The 16633-nt window shown below is 75.5% G+C and carries 8 protein-coding genes; 2 read left to right on the forward strand and 6 right to left on the reverse strand.

The features are described 5' to 3' along the window. Window positions 1-41: 41 nt before the first annotated feature. From ACZ5GT_RS17275 to ACZ5GT_RS17285, 3 genes are read right to left on the reverse strand one after another with little or no spacing between them, the layout of a single operon-like run. Entirely contained in the window at window positions 42-1310 is a 1269-nt protein-coding gene (locus tag ACZ5GT_RS17275) for a helix-turn-helix domain-containing protein (RefSeq protein ID WP_469023599.1), read from the reverse strand. A gap of 49 nt (window positions 1311-1359) precedes the next feature. After that, a complete protein-coding gene (locus tag ACZ5GT_RS17280; RefSeq protein ID WP_469023602.1) occupies window positions 1360-3159 on the reverse strand; it encodes an ABC transporter ATP-binding protein in 1800 nt (599 codons plus the stop codon). Beyond that, window positions 3152-5230 carry an ABC transporter ATP-binding protein gene (locus ACZ5GT_RS17285; RefSeq protein ID WP_469023606.1) on the reverse strand — a complete coding sequence of 693 codons (2079 nt, stop codon included), beginning with the start codon at window positions 5228-5230 and terminating at the stop codon, window positions 3152-3154. Before ACZ5GT_RS17285 ends, ACZ5GT_RS17280 begins: the two co-directional genes overlap by 8 nt. Window positions 5231-5696: 466 nt before the next feature. Here ACZ5GT_RS17285 and ACZ5GT_RS17290 point away from each other — a divergent pair, with 466 nt between their 5' ends. Together ACZ5GT_RS17290 and ACZ5GT_RS17295 are read left to right on the forward strand one after the other, a co-directional pair. Further along, window positions 5697-7316: a condensation domain-containing protein gene (locus tag ACZ5GT_RS17290; RefSeq protein ID WP_469023613.1), complete on the forward strand. Its 1620-nt coding sequence runs from the start codon at window positions 5697-5699 to the stop codon at window positions 7314-7316. 79 nt (window positions 7317-7395) lie between these two features. Further along, window positions 7396-8535, forward strand: coding sequence for an LLM class flavin-dependent oxidoreductase (locus ACZ5GT_RS17295; RefSeq protein ID WP_469023620.1), 1140 nt, complete (start codon window positions 7396-7398; stop codon window positions 8533-8535). A 68-nt stretch (window positions 8536-8603) separates the two neighbouring features. Here the strand turns inward: ACZ5GT_RS17295 and ACZ5GT_RS17300 are convergent, their stop codons facing one another. From ACZ5GT_RS17300 to ACZ5GT_RS17310, 3 genes are read right to left on the reverse strand one after another with little or no spacing between them, the layout of a single operon-like run. Beyond that, complete coding sequence (locus tag ACZ5GT_RS17300) at window positions 8604-12866, reverse strand: condensation domain-containing protein (protein WP_469023627.1); 4263 nt, start codon at window positions 12864-12866, stop codon at window positions 8604-8606. A gap of 16 nt (window positions 12867-12882) precedes the next feature. Then, window positions 12883-16308 (reverse strand): amino acid adenylation domain-containing protein, encoded by a 3426-nt coding sequence (locus ACZ5GT_RS17305; protein ID WP_469023635.1) that lies wholly within the window; start codon window positions 16306-16308, stop codon window positions 12883-12885. A gap of 3 nt (window positions 16309-16311) precedes the next feature. Then, a complete protein-coding gene (locus ACZ5GT_RS17310; protein ID WP_469023643.1) occupies window positions 16312-16620 on the reverse strand; it encodes an MbtH family protein in 309 nt (102 codons plus the stop codon). Window positions 16621-16633: the final 13 nt, after the last annotated feature.

Here is a 16633-nt window from a genome sequence, read left to right on the forward strand (position 1 = left end):
GTATTCGTTCAGCAGGCGTCGGCGGTCGGCGTCGTACCCGTTCAGCAGGCGTCGGCGGTCGGCCGCAGCACCTCCGCGACGAACGGCGCGAGCCGGTACCGGTACCGGTCGTCCGGGTCGGCCACCACCAGCGAGGTCTCCAGCAGGTCGGGGAACAGCAGCAGCGCGTTGACCTCCGGAGGGCGCCGCCCGCCGCCGCGGTGCGCCGCCACCTCCCCGGCGGTCCACCAGCGGTGCGCCGCCACGTCCTCGGCGGTGAACCAGCGGTGGGCCAGCGTCATGGAGATCCCGGTGATCAGCGACCGGTGGTGTTCCGTCAGCAGGTCCAGGCTCCACCGGATGCCCTCCGCGACCGACCGCTGGTGCCGCAGCAGCGCGTGGTCGTCCGACGAGAGCAGGGCCGCGCTCGGACCGTCCGCGAGCAGCATCCGCACCGGCAGCGTACGCAGCCGCTCCGCCGCGAACTCCAGATAGCGGGGCAGGCCGCCCAGGCGGCGGCACAACTCGGTGATCAGCGGCAGGTCGCGGCCCAGGTCGGCATGGGCGTCGCCGTGCCGCAGCACCAGTTCCACGGCCGGAGCGGGAGCGCCCGGCCCCGGCTCGTCCACCGGCAGCGGCTTCAGCTCGTGGTTGACGCCGAGCCGCTCGGTGAGCCGGCGGCGCGCGGTGACCAGGACGTGCATGCCCGGGTGGGCCGCGAGCAGGTCCCGCGAGGCCTGCACGGTGGCGGCCGGGACGTGCTCGGCGTTGTCCAGGACGACCAGCACCCGGGCGTCGGCCGCCGCGCGTGCGTCGCCCCGGTCGAGGTGGCGCAGCACCCGCCGGCGGACCATCTCCACGTTGTTGCCGTGGGGCAGGCGCTCGGTCGGCAGGTCGCCCAGCTCGACGACGATCACGCCGTCGGTGAAATGCCCGCCCAGCCGTGCGGCGGTGTCCAGCGCGAGTCTGGTCTTGCCGACCCCGCCGGGACCCAGCACGGTCGTCAGGCGGTTCCCCCGCACCGTGTGCGCGAGCCACTCGCGCTCCGCCGAACCGCCCACCACGGGGCCGGACGGGGGCCGGGGCCCGCGCCAGCGCACGGCGGCGTCCTGGCCGTCGGTCCCGGCGGGCAGCTTCTGCGCCGCCTCCATGCCGAGGGCCTGTGCCAGCAGGTCCATCGAGGAACGCCGGGGGTTGCGCACCTGGCCGAGTTCCAGATTGCGGATGGTGCGCACGCTCAGGCCGGAACGTTCGGCCAGCTCCTCCTGGGTCCAGCCGCGCAGCATGCGCAGCTCGGCGAGCCGACGGGCCGTCAACGCTTGTGTCAGCACGGTCTCTCGACTCCCTTCGGCGATCTGCCCCGGCGGGCCGCGCCCCGGCTCACCGGTAGCCCCGGGACTGAAGGGCGTACAGCTCGGCGTAGATGCCGTCGCGTGCCATCAGCTCGCGGTGGCTGCCCGTCTCGGCGACGCGCCCCTCGTCGAGGACGACGATCAGGTCGGCCATGCTGACGGTGGAGAACCGGTGGGAGACCAGCAAGGTGATCCCGCCGGTCTCGCGCGTCTCGTGGGCCGCCGCCGCGAACCGCTCGAAGAGGGCGTGCTCGGTGTGCGCGTCGAGGGCGGCCGTCGGCTCGTCGAAGACACGCAGCAGGGGCCGCTCGCGCATCAGGCCCCGGGACAGCGCGAGCTTCTGCCACTGGCCGCCCGACAGGTCCACGCCCCCCGGCCGGCGGGTGCCGAGCCGGGTGTCCTGCCCGTCGGGCAGGGCGGCGACCAGGGTGGTCGCGCCGCCGCGGGCCAGCGCCGCGCCCACGGCGGCACGGTCCTCGATCCGGGGCAGGTCGCCCAGGCCCACGGTCTCCTGGACGGTGAACTCCAGCCGGACGTGGTCCTGGAACGCGCCCGCGCAGCGGGCCCGCCAGGCGGCCGGGTCGAAGGCCCCCAGCTCGGTGCCGTCGACCAGGACGGCGCCCTCGTCCGGGCGGTAGAACCCGCAGACCATCTTGACCAGCGTCGACTTGCCGGCGCCGTTCTCCCCGATCAACGCCACCACCGAGCCCGGCGGCACGCTGAGCGTCACCCCGCGCAGCACCTCCCGGTTCCCGTCCCCGCCGGGGTAGCGGAAGCGCACGTCGCGCAGCTCGATGCCCTGCCGCAGCCGCTCGGGGATCGGCGCCGGCGGTCCGGCCGGCGCGGCGGCCCGCCGCTCGTCGGCCGCGTGGCGGCGCAGCCAGGTGAAACGGCGTCCGACGGTGATCACATGGAGGAAGTAGGTGCCGTAGCCGACCGCGGTGCCCACGGTGGCGCTCATCTGCGCGGCCAGTCCCACCACCAGGACGACGTCGCCCGCGCTCGCGTGCCGGTGCACGGCCAGCATCAGCACGAGGGCGATGGCGGCGACATAGCCCAGCGCGTTGAGCGCGCTGTCGAGCGCGGCCAGCCCCGCCGCCTGCCACCCGGCCCGGTTGCGGCGCGCGGCCACCTGCTCGGCGACGGCCCGGTGCCGGTCCCCGAGCACGCCGGTGAGGCCGAAGACGCGCAGTTCCGCGCCGTAGTCGGGGGAGGTGCCGAGTTCGAAGAGGTGCCGGCGCAGCCGCTCGGGCTCGCTGGTCGCCTCGTCGGCCCGGACCCGCAGATCGCGGCTGAGCTTGCCCAGCCAGAACGAGGGCATGGCGAGCAGCGGGAGGAAGAGCAGCAGCGGGTCGACCCGCGCGAGCAGGACCGCGGTGACGGTCAGGGTGGCGATCACCCGGATCACGCCGGCGGTGGCGTTGACCATCCCGGCGAGCTGGCCCTGCTCCTCGCGGATGCGCTGGACCTGGTCGAGATAGTCGGGGTTCTCGTGGTGGGCGAGCCCGTCCGCGCCGCCGATGAGCCGCATCAGCTCCAGGGTGGCGTGGGCTCCGGCCCGCTCCTGGACGGTGAACAGGCAGTGCACGTAGTAGAAGACCGCGGCGAGGGCGGCGGTGACGACGGCGGCGAGCAGCAGCGCGGCCGTCAGCGAGCCGTGCAGGTCACCGTCGAGCGAGGAGTTCACCAGCAGTTTGGCGCCGAGACCGCCGACCGGGACGGAGACCGCGAAGACGATGCCGGTGATCAGCTGCCAGGTGGCGTGCCAGGGCGCGGCGCGAAAGCCTATGGCCATCAGGGCGAGGTAGGAACGCAGGGATTCACGCATGTCCGGCCTCCAGCTCCGCAGCCGCCTCGGCCGCGGCGACCGGCAGGGGCACGAGGGGCGGCGGCCCTGGATCGCCACCGGGTGCGCGGTCGCCGGGCTTCGTGCGATCGCCGGGATTCGTGTGGCCGTCGGTCGGTGTGTGGTCGTAGGTCGGCGTGTGGTCGTCCGCCGCGGTGAAGCGCTCCGCCTGGATGCGGAACATCCGCGCGTAGGTGCCGTCCAGCGCCATCAGTTCGTCGTGGCTGCCGTCCTCGACCACACGCCCCTGCTCCAGCACCACGATCCGGTCCGCCCGGCGCACCGTGGAGAAGCGGTGCGAGATCAGGACGGTGGTCAGCCCCGCCGTCAGTTCCAGGAAGCGGTCGTAGAGCTCGGCCTCCGCGCGGATGTCGAGGGCGGCGGTCGGCTCGTCCAGGACGAGGACCCGCGCGCCCGCGCCGACCGCGAACAGCGCGCGGGCCAGCGCGACGCGCTGCCACTGTCCGCCGGACAGGTCGGTGCCGCCCGTGTACTCGGGGGAGAGCACGGTGTCCCAGCCGTTCGGGAGCGCCTCGATGACGGCCAGCGCACCGGCGCGTTCCGCCGCCGTGCGTAACAGCTCCGCGTCGTCGGCGCGGTCCGGGGCGCCCAGCGTGATGTTGTCGGCGGCGCTGAGGTGGTAGCGGGCGAAGTCCTGGAAGAGGACGCTGACCCGGCGCCGCCACTCGCGCGGGTCCAGGCCGGCGAGATCGTGCCCGTCCACCTCGATCCGGCCCGAGGTCGGCACGTGCAGCCCGCAGAGCAGCTTGACCAGGGAGCTCTTGCCGGCGCCGTTCTCGCCCACGATCGCGAGCGAGCGCCCGGCCCGGATGTCGAGGTCGACCCCGTTCAGCGCGTTCCGCTCGGTGCCGGGGTAGCGCAGCCGGATGTCGCGGAAACGTACCGCCTCGGCGGGCAGCGACTCCGGCGCGGACGCGGGGACGGCGCCCCGCTCCCCGTCGCCTTCGCCCGTCCCGTCACCCGTCCCGTCGTTCGTCCCACCCGGCGCGGCGTGCTCGCGCAGCGCCAGTACGTGCGGCACCGCCACGGCGGCGTAGGCGAGTTGGGCGTTCTGATCGTCGAACGCGGTGTAGGTGTTGGCCAGGGCGAGGGCCTGGACGCAGATCGCCAGCCCGGCCAGGTCGAGGTCGCGGTGGACGGCGGCCCAGCCCAGGACCGCGTACGACACCAGGTTGACCGCGCCGAGCAGTCCGGTGGTCGCGCCGATGACCCGGGCCCGGGGCCGGCGTTGCCGCCACACCGGCTCCAGGGCGCTCCGCCAGGCCGTCTCGAAGCGCGCGGTGAGCCAGTCCAGCATGCCCCACAGCCGCACCTCCTTCCCCGGCCCGGCGGTCAGCGCCAGGTCCCGCACGTACTCCGCCTCCTGGAGCGCCCCGCTCTGACCGAAGCCCAGCTCGCCCACCCGGAAGTACTCCCGCTGCATCCGGTGCACCGCGACGGGCCAGGCGACCAGCCAGAGCAGGCCGAGCCACCAGTGGAAGGCGAGGAGCACGGCCGCGCCGGTCAGCGCCCGCAGCCACGCGGGCAGCACATAGGCGAGCGCGGCGACCGCCTGGCTCGGGCGGCCGCCCTCCGCGACGCCGAGACCGCGTACGACCCGCAGCGCGGCGAGCACCTCCGGATCCGACAGGTGGTCCACCCGGTCCGGACGGCCGACCGCCGCCATCGCCTCCTGCTGGAGATACCGGTCGACGTCCCGGCCGAAGGCGTCGGCCAGCGCGGTCAGCAGCGGCGGCACGCCCTGCTGGACGACCACCAGCACACCGACGGCACCGAGCAGGACGAAGAGGTGGCGGCCGGCGGAGGACGACACCCCGTGCTCCAGCGCGCCGGGGACGGCGCCGACGAGCAGGCCGGTGGCGACCGCGACGGCGGTCGGCAGCACCGAGACGGCGAACACCCCGGCCAGGCCCCAGGCGGTCCTGGCCCGGCTGATCCGGGGCAGCAGGCGCACCAGGGCGAGGGTTCCGGCGATGGTGGGCGGGATGCGCAGCCTTCGGCGCGCATCCCGACGTTTCCGTGCAGACGGCATGGTGGAAGTCCTCGCGAGGTGTCGGGGCGACGCGCCTGTGGATAGCGGCCCGGCTGTGCGCGGACGGTCCCTCGAACGCCTGGTGACACGGCGGCGCGGACCGGTTGAGCGGAGGACTGCGGCCGGACGGGGCAGGTTTCCGGGCGCAGTAGTCGAAGCGCTTCGACTGCTCAACATATGAACGTGGCAACATTGCGTCAAGAGGTGTGCACGCAGCGGGAACGCGGAGGCGGTGTCGACGGCCCGACCTCACGGCCAGTCAACTTCGCTTCATACGGGCGGCGTTGCGCTCATCCGTGAGCGGAATACCGGGGACAGGGCCGCCGGGCTGTACGGCGCGGTGCAGGGATCTTGACGTGCCGGTTCCGGGCTGGATATTGATGGTCCGGTCGAAGCGTTGTAGCGCTTCGAAGGCGCGAATCTCATCCCGTTGTGGTTCCTCCTCACCCCCCAAGAGGTCGCCGACATGGTCGACGAAACGCGCACCGGCCCGCTCGGCGGCGCCCAGGAACACGAGTGGGACAACCTGTGCCGCGGCACCGGCACCACCATCACCGTCCGCGTCGACCCCGGCCCCGGCGTCACGCCCGAGGAGGCCGCCGCCGCCCTGCTCGCCGTCGTCCGCCGGCACGAGGCGCTGCGCACCACCTTCGGCGTCGACCCGGACGGACGCCCCTTCCAGCGGGTACATCCCGAGCCCACGGCCGCCGTCGACTTCTTCGAGCACCCGGGAGACGACGCCGAACCGCTCCCCGACGCGTTCCTGCACGGCCCCTTCGCCCCCGACGCCCCGTCGCTCGTCCGGGCGGCGGTGGTGGTCCGCGACGGCGAGGCGGCCGGACTCGCCCTGGCCGTCTGCCACGCGGTCTTCGACGGGCGCAGCTCCCAGATCGTCCTCGCCGACCTGATCCAGGCGCTGCGGGCCGCCCGGGACCCCGGTGGCGACCCGCGTCCGCCCGCCCCGCAGTTCCTCGACGCCGCCCTCGCCGAGCAGGAGGGGCCGCTGGCCCGCGCCCGGCGCAACGCCCGCGCCTTCTGGGCGCAGGAGGTGCGCCGCATGCGCAACCGGGTCTTCGTCCCCGATCCCCCGGGCCTCTTCCGCCGCCACGGCTCCGAGTACCTCTCCGACGCCGCGCCCGCGCTGCTCGTCAGCGCCGCCCGCCGGCACGGCGTCAACCCCGCCCACGTCTACACCGCCGCGGTCGTCCTGCTCACCGCCCATTTCTCGGGCAGCCGTACGGTGACGGTACGCAGCCACTTCGCCGGACGCGGCGACGACGAGCTGGACGTCGTCGGCTGCTTCCACACCATTCTCCCGATCACCGTCGACGTCGCGGACCGCCCCGGACTCGGCGAACTCGTCGCCCGGGTGCAGGCCGAGTCCTTCCGGGTCTTCCGGCGCTACCGGATCGGCCACTTCGACCGGCAGGAGCTGCTGCGCCGCACGGGGGAGGAGCGCGGGACCGCCTTCGCGGACGGGATCATCGTCAACTTCACCTACCGCACGCCGCTCGATGAGCTCCAGCGCATGGGCGAGGAGGAGCTGGCCCGCGGCCTGGCCGAGGGGCGCGAACTGCGGCTGCTGATGGGCGAGGACGAGAACGTTCCCGACACCAAGGGCTTCGTCGCCTACCTGGACGTCGACCTCGGCCGGGACGAGATGCTGGTCTACGGCACCTTCAACGGGGCCGCGCTGAGGACACCTCAGATGCGCGTCCTGCTCACCGGCCCGGAGGCGCTGCTGCGGCTGCACCTGGCGGCCCCGGACGGCCTCGGCTGGGACCAGGTGGCCTCCCTGTTCGGCGCCCTCGCCGTCCCGGCCGCCCTCTCGCCCGACGTCGCGGAGCGCGGTGCGGACCGGTTCTCCCTCGCCGCGACGGCTGACGCGGTCCGCGACCATCCGGACGTGGCGGACGCCGCGGTCCGGGTCGACGGCGAGGGGCCCGACGCGCGGGTGGTCGCCCGGGTGACCACCCGGACGCCCGGACCCACCGCGCAGGACCTGCGCGCCCATGTGCTCGCCCGGCTCACCCCCGGTGACGCCGTGGTGTGCCCCGACCGCTTCGAGTTCGCCGGTCCGGCCTGACCGCCGTCATCCGCACCAGGCGTGGGGCGGGGACCGCTGCTCCGTGCCGATCCCACCCGGCCTCGAAAGGTGTGTCACCGTGACCGGCTCAGCCCCCGCCCCCGCCCCCGCGCCCGCACCCGACGGGGCCCCGCGCCTCTTCGCCACCGTTCCGCCGCCCGACCGCGCGGCCGGCGCCGGACTGCCCTGCGGTGACTACCGCGCCGTGGTCCGGCGGGCGGCCCGCCTGGCCGAGCAGGCCGGCTACCGGGGCGCACTCGTCTACTCGGACAACAACACCGTCGACCCCTGGACGGTGGCCCAGGAACTCCTCACCGCCACCGAGCGGTTAGCCCCGCTGGTGGCCCTCCAGCCCGTCTACGCGCACCCGTACACGGTGGCCAAGACCATCGCCAGCCTCGCCCTCCTGCACGGCCGCCGGGTCTGCCTCAACCTGGTCGCGGGCGGCAACCGGACCGACCTGGCCGCGCTCGGCGACACGGTCCCGCACGACGACCGCTACCGGCGGCTGGCCGAGTACGCGCGGACCCTGCTGCGGCTGCTGGACGGCGGCCCGGTGGACCACGCCGGCGACTTCTACCGCGTCGACTCCCTGACCCTCTTCCCGCCGCTTCCCCCGCACCTGCGCCCCGAGTTGTTCGTCTCCGGCTCCTCCGCGGCCGGCCGGGAGACCGGCCGGGCGCTCGGGGCGGTCAGCGTGACCTACCCCGTGCCGGGGGAGCCGCTGCGGGCGGAAGGGCAGGTGGACGGTCCGGCGGATGGGCAGCCGGACGGGCGGGCGGACGGTCTCGCGCTCGGCGTGCGGATCGGCGTGCTGGCGCGGGAGACCGAGGCCCAGGCCTGGGAGGAGGCCCGCCGCCGGTTCCCGGACAGCCGGGCGGGCCGGATGCTCCAGGGGCTGGCCCGCAGGCGCTCCGACTCCGAGTGGGTCGCCCGGCTCTCCGCGACGGAGGAGTTCCCGGGCGGGCCGGAAAGCCCGTACTGGATGGGGCCGTTCCGCACCTACGCGACCTTCTGCCCCTACCTGGTGGGGGAACGCGGCCGGGTGGCCGCCGAACTCGCGCGGTACCTGCGCGAGGGCTGCCGCACCTTCATCCTCGACACCGCGCGCGACGACGAGGACTACGCCGCCGTCGCCGCGGTCTTCGCCGAAGCGGCCGCCCTCGCCGGGCACGCCGGAGACCAGACCCGGCCGGCCGGCGGCCGAGGCATCGCCTGACGCACGGGCGGGGGGGGACCTCCCCCCCCCGCCCTGCCTGATTCAGCGATCCCTCGTGCCCTCGTGCCTTACGAACTCTCCTGTTCCTCGCGCAGGCGGGTCACCGTCTCCCAGAGCGTGCGGGGCGTGCGGAAGACGTCGACCATCGGGATGTCGTCGGGAATGGTGATGTCGTACGCGTGCTCGATCGCCACGAGCAGGCCGACCATGCCGAAGGAGTCCAGACCCGCGTCGGCCAGGACCAGGTCGGCCGGCCGCTCCGCAGCACCCTCGATGATCGGGCCGAGCGCCTTGCGCAGCAACTTCTCGAAGACGTCGTCCCAGGGGGTCTTCGCCGCCGCCCGTTCCTCCGGCTGCGGCGCGGCGGGCTCGGGGAGCCGTTCGACGTCGAGCGTCCCGTCCGCGCGCAGCGGCCACTCCGGGACCTCGACCCACGCCTCGGGGGTGTGCCGCCGGGGGAGCCGCCGGTCCGCCAGCCAGCGGCGGACCGGGTCGACGTCCGCCTCGGTGCCGTCCGGGGTGCGCAGGTATGCGGTCAGCCTGCCGTCGTCCTCACTCACCCGGCGGATCAGCAGCAGACTCTCGGCGGGCCGCCGGTGACGCTCGATCAGCTCGGCCGCCCGCAGCAGGGCGTCCGCCGAGCCGTCCGGCCACAGCAGCGCCGCCTCCGGGTCCAGTTCCGTGGGGCCCAGCAGTTCCAGGGCCCCGTCGAGTCCGAGGCGCGCGGCCGCGCCGGTACGGTGCAGCACCGGGCCGCCCTCGGCGCCGCAGGGGTCGTACGGGTGCGGGCAGCCGGGATCCGCGCACGCCGTCCCGGCCAGCCACAGCTCGCCGGGGACACCGCGCGGCACCGGCAGCCCGTCCCGGCCCAGCACCCGGGCGGTGACCCCGGCGCCGATCCGGTCGCCCGCGGCGGCTTCGGCCGCCGTGTCCTCCGCCGTGTCCTCCGTCGCTTCCGCCGTCGCTTCTTCCGCCGCCTCGACCAGCCGCGGCAGCACCGCCGCGACGGGCCCGTCGACCGCCTGCCGCCGCAGCGGACGTCTGAGGGGCCGTCCGGGCCCGGGCTGGTCCTCCGCGAGCCGGGCGCGGACCAGCTCCACCGGTCCGTCGGGGCCGAGCGCCATCTCCTCCGCGACCAGCCGGTAGAGGCCCAGCAACACCGGGGCGGCGTCCGGGCCCACGGTGTGGTTGTCGGCGTTGACGCGCAGCAGCCCGGGGACGGTGAAGACGTGCAGGCCGAACTCGTTGACGTTGTCGTTGTAGGTGCGGTCGCCGTCCACCAGGTCGTCGTCCACCTGGTGGAAGTCCAGGTAGTTGAAGAACACGTCGAGCAGCCGGTCGCCGCCGCCGAACTCCTGCTGCACCGACGGCATCGGATAGGCGCGGTGCGGCCACAGGGCGGTCAGCCCGTCGTGCACCCCGCGCACCAGGTCGCCCCAGGTGCGCGCGCCGAGGGGGTGCCGGAACGGCAGGGTGTTGAGGTACATGCCGAGCACCCGGTCCGCCCCCGCCGCCTCGGGCCGGGCGTCGCAGACCAGGCCGGTGAAGAAGTCCTCCGTCCCGCCGGCCGCCAGCCTCATCACGGTCAGGTGGAGGGCGAGCAGCACCGCCTTGGGCGAGGTGCGGGTCTGTTCGGCGAGGCGGCGCAGCTCGGGGTCCAGGTCGCGCAGGTCCACCAGGTACTGGGCGCGCAGCCGCGGGGCCTCCGGCGGGTCCTGCCAGGCCACCGGCAGCGGCGGCTCGGCCCGCCCCGTCACCGCGCGCCGCCAGTGGTCGCGGTCCTCCTCGCCGGCCCTGGCCCGTGCCTCGGCCGCGATGTAGTCGGCGTAGCGGAAGGGCACCGGCTCGGGGCGCGGCGGGAGGCCGCCGTCGCGCAGCGCGCGGTAGACCGTCAGGAACTCCATCAGCATGGTGTGGAAGCTCCACCCCTCCAGGATGGGGTGGCACTCGGTGATGGTCAGCCACCACCGGGCGCGGTCCCGGCGCGCGTGCGCGTGCACCCGGATCAGCGGGGGGCGGCTCAGGTCCATGGGCGTGCGCCGCTCGGCGGCCCCGAACTCCTTGAGCAGCGGCAGCCAGTCCTCGGGCTCGCCGTCCGGCACGAACGTCGTGCCCACCTCGATCGGGGCGGCGCGGTGGACCAGTTGCAGGGGGACCGTGAACCCGGACAGGTCGAAGGAGGTCCGCAGCACCTCGTGCCGGTCCACCACGGTCTGCACGGCCCGCCACAGCAGGTCGGGGTCGAGCGGGGCGTCGTCGCGTACGAAGTAGGAGGTGCTGTCCTGGTAGGTGTTGAGCTGCGCCTGGGACCGCTGCTCGACCAGCATCCCGAGCTGGACGGCGGCCAGCGGATAGGCGTCCACCAGGCCCGCCGGCAGCGCGGCGAGATCCTCCGGGGAGAGCAGGGAGAACGGCGCGACCGGGTCGGGCAGGCCCACCACCGCCGCGCGTTCGGCCAGGGCCGCGGTCAGCTCGGCGATCGACTGGTGCTCGAACAGGTCCGCCGCCGTCACGTCGAGTCCCTCGCCGCGCAGCTGCCCGGCGAGGGCGACCGCGCGCAGCGAGTCGCCGCCCACGTCGAAGAAGTTGTCCTCCGGGTCAGGGCCGGCCACGCCCAGGGCCTCGCACCAGGCCGCCGTCACCAGCTCGGCCACCCGCTCCGCCGCGGTCTCGGACGGCCGGCCGGACCGGGGCTCCGGCTCCGCCGCCGGCCGCGTTCCCGGGAGCGGGGCGCCGGGGGCCGCCCCCTCCGAGGCGACGGGGGCCGCCCTTCCTGACTCACGGGGGTGGGGAGCCGACGGGGAGGGAGAGGCGTCCGGGGCGGGGAGAGTGACGTCTGTGCCGGGGAGAGGCACGTCTGTGCCGGAGACAAGGGCGTCCGACCCGGGGGGAAGCATGTCCGATCCGGAGAGAAGGGCGTCCGGGTCGCGTACGCCCGCCTCCAGCACCGAGCGCCAGCACGCGGCCCACTCCGCCGCCGTCGCCTCGTCGACCACCGCCGCCGCGTACTCCAGCCGCGCCGCGAACCGGTCGTCCGGGAGCACGTCCGCGTGCAGGTTCAGGTCGAACTTGGCGGTGGGCGCCTCGGCCAGTCCCAGCTGCCGCACCGTCAGGCCCGGCAGCCGGAACAGCTCCTCGCCCGCCGGGACGTCCATGTCGAAAGCGGCCTGGAAGAGCGGGTTCACGCCCGCCGCGCGGACCGGCGCCAGGTCGTCCACCACCCAGGCGAACGGCGCGGCCTGGTGATCCAGCGCCCCGAGCAGGCCGCCGCGCACCTCGTCCAGCAGTTCGCCGAAGGACACCCCGGCGCGCGGACGCGCCCGTACCACCACCGTGTTCACCAGGTAGCCGACCAGGTCCGCCAGCTCCGGCGCGGTGCGCAGGGTGGCGGGCAGGCCCACGGTCACGTCGTCGGCGCCCGCGATCCGGCCGAGCGCCGCGTGGAACGCGGTGAGCAGCACCGCGAACGGCGAGGTGCGGTGCGCGGCGGCGAGCGCCCGCACGGCCTCGGACGTCTCCGCCGAGACCTCGACGACGACCGCCCCGCCGCGTCCGTCCGGGCGGGCCGGGCGCGGCCGGTCCAGCGGCAGCGGCAGCTCGGCCACCCCGTCGAGGACGGCGCGCCAGTGCGCCAGGTGCGGCTCCAGCCGCCCCTCGGCCAGGCCGGCGCGCTCCCAGACCGCGAAGTCGGCGTACTGGACGGCGGGCTGCGGCAGCCCGGCGGGCTGCCCGGACATCCGCGCCGCGTACAGCGGGCCCAGCTCGCGGCCGAGCTGCGCCGGCCCGTCGCAGGCGATGTGATGAACCGCGACCACCATCAGGTGCAGCCGCTGCCCCAGCCGCAGCAGGGTCACCCGCAGCGGCTGCTCGGCCGCCAGGTCGAACGGGCGGCGGCGCACCCACTCGGCGACCCGCCGGGCGCGCTCCTCGCGGCGGCCGGCGGGAACATGCGTCAGGTCCACCACCCGCCAGCCGGGCGCGGGCCCGGGGTCGACGGTCTGCACCGCCTCCTCGCCGCCGGCCCCCGTGTACCGGGTACGCAGGATCTCGTGCCGTTCCGCCAGGTCCCGCCACGCGAGCCGCAGCGCCTCGGCGTCGAGCGGGCCCTCGATCCGCAGCACCCAGGAGAGCAGATAGGCGGGGCTGCCCGGATCGAGCCGGTGCAGCACCCACATCTGCTGCTGTCCCGCCGACAGCGGAACGGGCCGGTCACGGTTAGCGCGGGGGGCGACCGTCCGGGCCGCCGCCGTCCGCAGCCGCTCCCGGACCAGCTCCTCGACGGTGCGCCGCACCGGCGCCGCCGGCGGACCGTCCACCTGGTTGGCCGTCATCGTGACCCCGTTCTCCTCACTCGGTACTCAGGGCGTGCGGCCGGGACGGGGCGGTCTCCCCGTCCAGCTCGGCCTGGAGCAGGCGCTCGACCTCGGCGGCCAGGGCGGCGGCGGTCGGGCGGTCGAAGAAGGTCCGCATCGACGCCTCGACGCCGAAGGCGTTCTGCACGTGCCACAGCAGCCGGGCGACCGTGAGCGAGTTGCCGCCGTGGCGGAGCACGTCGTCCTCCGGGCCGATGTCGTCCCGCTGGAGCACCTCGCGGACGAAGCCGAGGACGGCCGCCGTCAGCGGTGAATCCGCGGCCGGCTCCGGTCGCGCGGGGGCGTCCAGCCCGGGGGTGTCCAGCGCCGTGTCCGGATCGGCCGCGAACGCGACCGCCAGCGCGCCCAGAGCCCGCGCCAACTCCCGCGCCACGGGCTCGGGGACGACGTCCACGCCGTACTCGACGACCCCGCCGAAGCCGCCGTCGGGACGCGGCCAGAGCGTGAGCGCGACATCGGTCCGCGCCACCCGCCAGGCATCGGCCAGCAGCCGCAGGTCCCGCTCGCGGACCTGCTGGCCGACCAGCCCGTCGCCGCTCAGGGTGAAGAGGGTCTGGAAGACGGGCGTGCGGGAGCGGTCACGCACCGGCTCCACCGCGTCCGCCACCCGTTCGAACGGCACCGCGCTGCGGGCGAAGGCGTCCCCGCAGACCCGCGCGACCCGTTCCACGGCGGCCCGGAACGACAGGTGCGGCGCGAGCCGGGCGCGGATCACCACCACATTGATGAACAGGCCCACCAGATCGTGCAGTTCCGGCCGGTCGCGCCCGGCGTACGGGGTGCCGACCCCGAAGTCCCAGCCGCCGCCGGAGCGGGCGAGCAGCGCCGTCCACAGCGTCAGCAGGACGACGTGCGGCGAGACGCCCGCCTCCCGGCCGAGGGCCAGCAGCGCGGCGGCGGCCTCGGGCGGGATCTCCGCCTCGACGCCGGTGCCCTCGATCCCCCGGTACGGCGGCCGGTCCGGGGTTCCGGGCAGGGCCAGCGGGGCGAGGCCGTCCAGGGCGGTGCGCCACTGGGCCAGCTGCTCGGCGGCGACCTGCTCGGTGAGCAGCCCGCGCTGCCAGGCGACGGCGTCCCGGTAGCGCACCGGCAGGGCGGGCAGACCGGCGGGGGAGTCCGGAGGCTCCGCCGCGACGAAGGCACGCAGGTCGCGTTCGATCAGGCGCGAGGACCAGCCGTCCCCGGCGATGTGGTGGACCACCGTCAGCAGCAGCTGCTCGGGGCCGCCGTCGCGGATCAGGCGGTAGCGGACCGGGGGAGCGGAGGCCAGGTCGAAGCCCTCGGCGAGGGCGGCGCGCAACTGCCCGGCGACGCCGTCCGGGGTGGTGTCCACGGCGGTGAAGTCGGGGACCGCGTCCGCCGCCGGGAGCACCACCGCGTGCAGGCCCTGACCGTCCATCGCGTAGCGGGTGCGCAGCGGATCGTGGCGCTCCACCAGCCGGGCCACGGCCCGGCGCAGCGCGGCCTCCTCGGTGCCGGCGGGGAACCAGAGCAGGATCGGCAGCAGGTATTCGGGGCTGCCGGGATGCATACGGTCCTGGAGCCAGAAGCGCTCCTGCCCCGGGGAGAGCGGGATGCGCGCCCCTTCCGGCAGCGGCTCGATCGGCGCCTCCCGGGCCGCCTCCGCGAGCAGCCGTGCCTGGGCGCGCGGGGTGCCGGCGAAGTGCAGCCGGCGGAAGTCCGGGACCAGGCCAGAGCTCTCGGCGAGGAGGGCGGCGAGCCGCGTCATCAGCAGGGAGTGCCCGCCCAGCCGGAAGAAGTCGTCGTCGAGCCCGACCTCCGGCAGGCCCAGCACCTCCCGCCAGGCGGCGAGCACCAGCGCCTCCTCGGTGGTCGTCGCCGCCGCCGGGCCGCGCTCCGGCCACTGCCGGTCCCAGGTCGGTTCCGGCAGCCGCGAGCGGTCGGTCTTGCCGCTGGCGGTGACGGGCAGGGCGGCGACCACGGTGACGACGGTGGGCACCAGGGACGGGGGCAGCCGGTCGCGGGCGAACGCCGTCAGGCCGGCGGGCTCGTCTCCGCCGGCGGTGACGATCCAGGCACCGAGGCGGCGCAGCCCCTGCGGGTCGTCCACCGGAGCGACCGCCGCGGCGACGACCTCCGGGTGGCGTTCCAGCACCGCCTCGACCTCGCCGGGCTCGATGCGCACCCCGTTCACCTTGACCTGGGCGTCCGCGCGTCCGACGAACAGCAGCGTGCCGTCGGCGGCCCGGCGCACCAGGTCCCCGGTCCGGTACATGCGCGCGCCGGGCGGCCCCGAGGGGTCGGGCAGGAAACGCTCGGCGGTCTGCGCCGGGTCACCGTGGTAGCCGCGGCCCACGCCCGGGCCGGCCGCGTACAGCTCGTACAGGGTGTCGGGCGCGGGCGGGGCGGCGGGGTGCGGGGCCTCGCCGGGCAGCGTCCCGGCCGGGAGCAGCCGCACCTCCATCCGGTCGACGGGCCGCCCGATCGGGACCGGCCCCTTCTCCTGGGTGGGGTCGAACCGGGCGGCGGTGATGTCGATGGAGCACTCGGTGGGGCCGTAGGTGTTCCAGATCTCCACGTCCACCCGGTCGCGCAGCCGCCGGCACAGGTCCGCGTGCAGCGGCTCGCCAGCGCAGCACACCGTGCGCAGGGCGCGGCACTCCTCCAGGCCGGGCTCGACGGCGAGCAGCCGGAGCAGGGACGGGACGAGCTGCAGCACGGTCGCGCCGGTCTCGGTGAGGGAGGCCACCAGCGCGCCGGGGTCCCGGCCGGCGTCCGGGCGGCCGAAGACCACGGGACCGCCGGTGACCAGTGGGGCGAAGACCTCCCAGGCGGCGGCGTCGAAGGTGAGCGGGGTCTTCTGCAGGATGCGGTCCGCCTCCGTGAGACCGAGCGCGCGGACGCCCCAGAGCACCCGGTTGGTGATCCCCGCGTGCTCGATCACGACGCCCTTGGGGGTGCCGGTCGAGCCGGAGGTGAAGACCATGTACGCGGCGCGGCCGGGCGGGGTGGGCGCCTCGGGCGTGAAACCTTCGCCGACGGGCGGCGCGTCCACGCGCACCACGGGCCGCCCGCCCGGCGGTTCGGGAAACCGACCGTCACTCAGCAACACCTGCGCGCCAGCCAGTTCGAGCACGTGCGCCTGCCGCTCGGCCGGGGCCAGCGGGTCCACCGGGACGTAGCACGCGCCCGCGAGCCACGCGCCCACCAGGGCGGTGACCATCCCGGGCCCGGGAGCCGTCAGCACGCCGACGGCCGACTCCGGTCCGGCGCCGTGCGCGCGCAGCGCGGCAGCCACCCGCCGCGCCCGGTCGCCGAGTTCGCGGTAGCTGACGACCTGCTCCCCGGCGAGGACAGCGGGGGCGTCGGGGTGCTCCTGGACCGACGCGAGGACGAGATCGGGCAGCATGGCGGCGGTGGCGCCGGCGGTGGCGGACATCGGTCACCTCCCCGAGCCGGACGCGGACTCGGACGCGGGTGCGGTGGGGGTGGGCGTGGACGTGGACGTGGACGTGGGTTTGGGCGTGGGTGCGGAGGCGGACGGCTCCGTGGCCCGGCGGACACTCAGCGGACGCAGGTCGGTCCACACCTCGGCGATCCGGTCCAGGCACTCCTGCCGGGTACCGGTGAAGCCCTCGAGCCGCCAGCCGGGCGGCGGTTCGCGGTGCGCCGGCCACACGGAGTACTGCTCCTCGTGGTTGAGCACCACCCGGTGGAGGGGGCCGTCGGACGGGGATCGGTTATCGCTCACTGTGCCCTCGTTC

Source organism: Streptomyces sp. NPDC031340, from assembly GCF_055569945.1.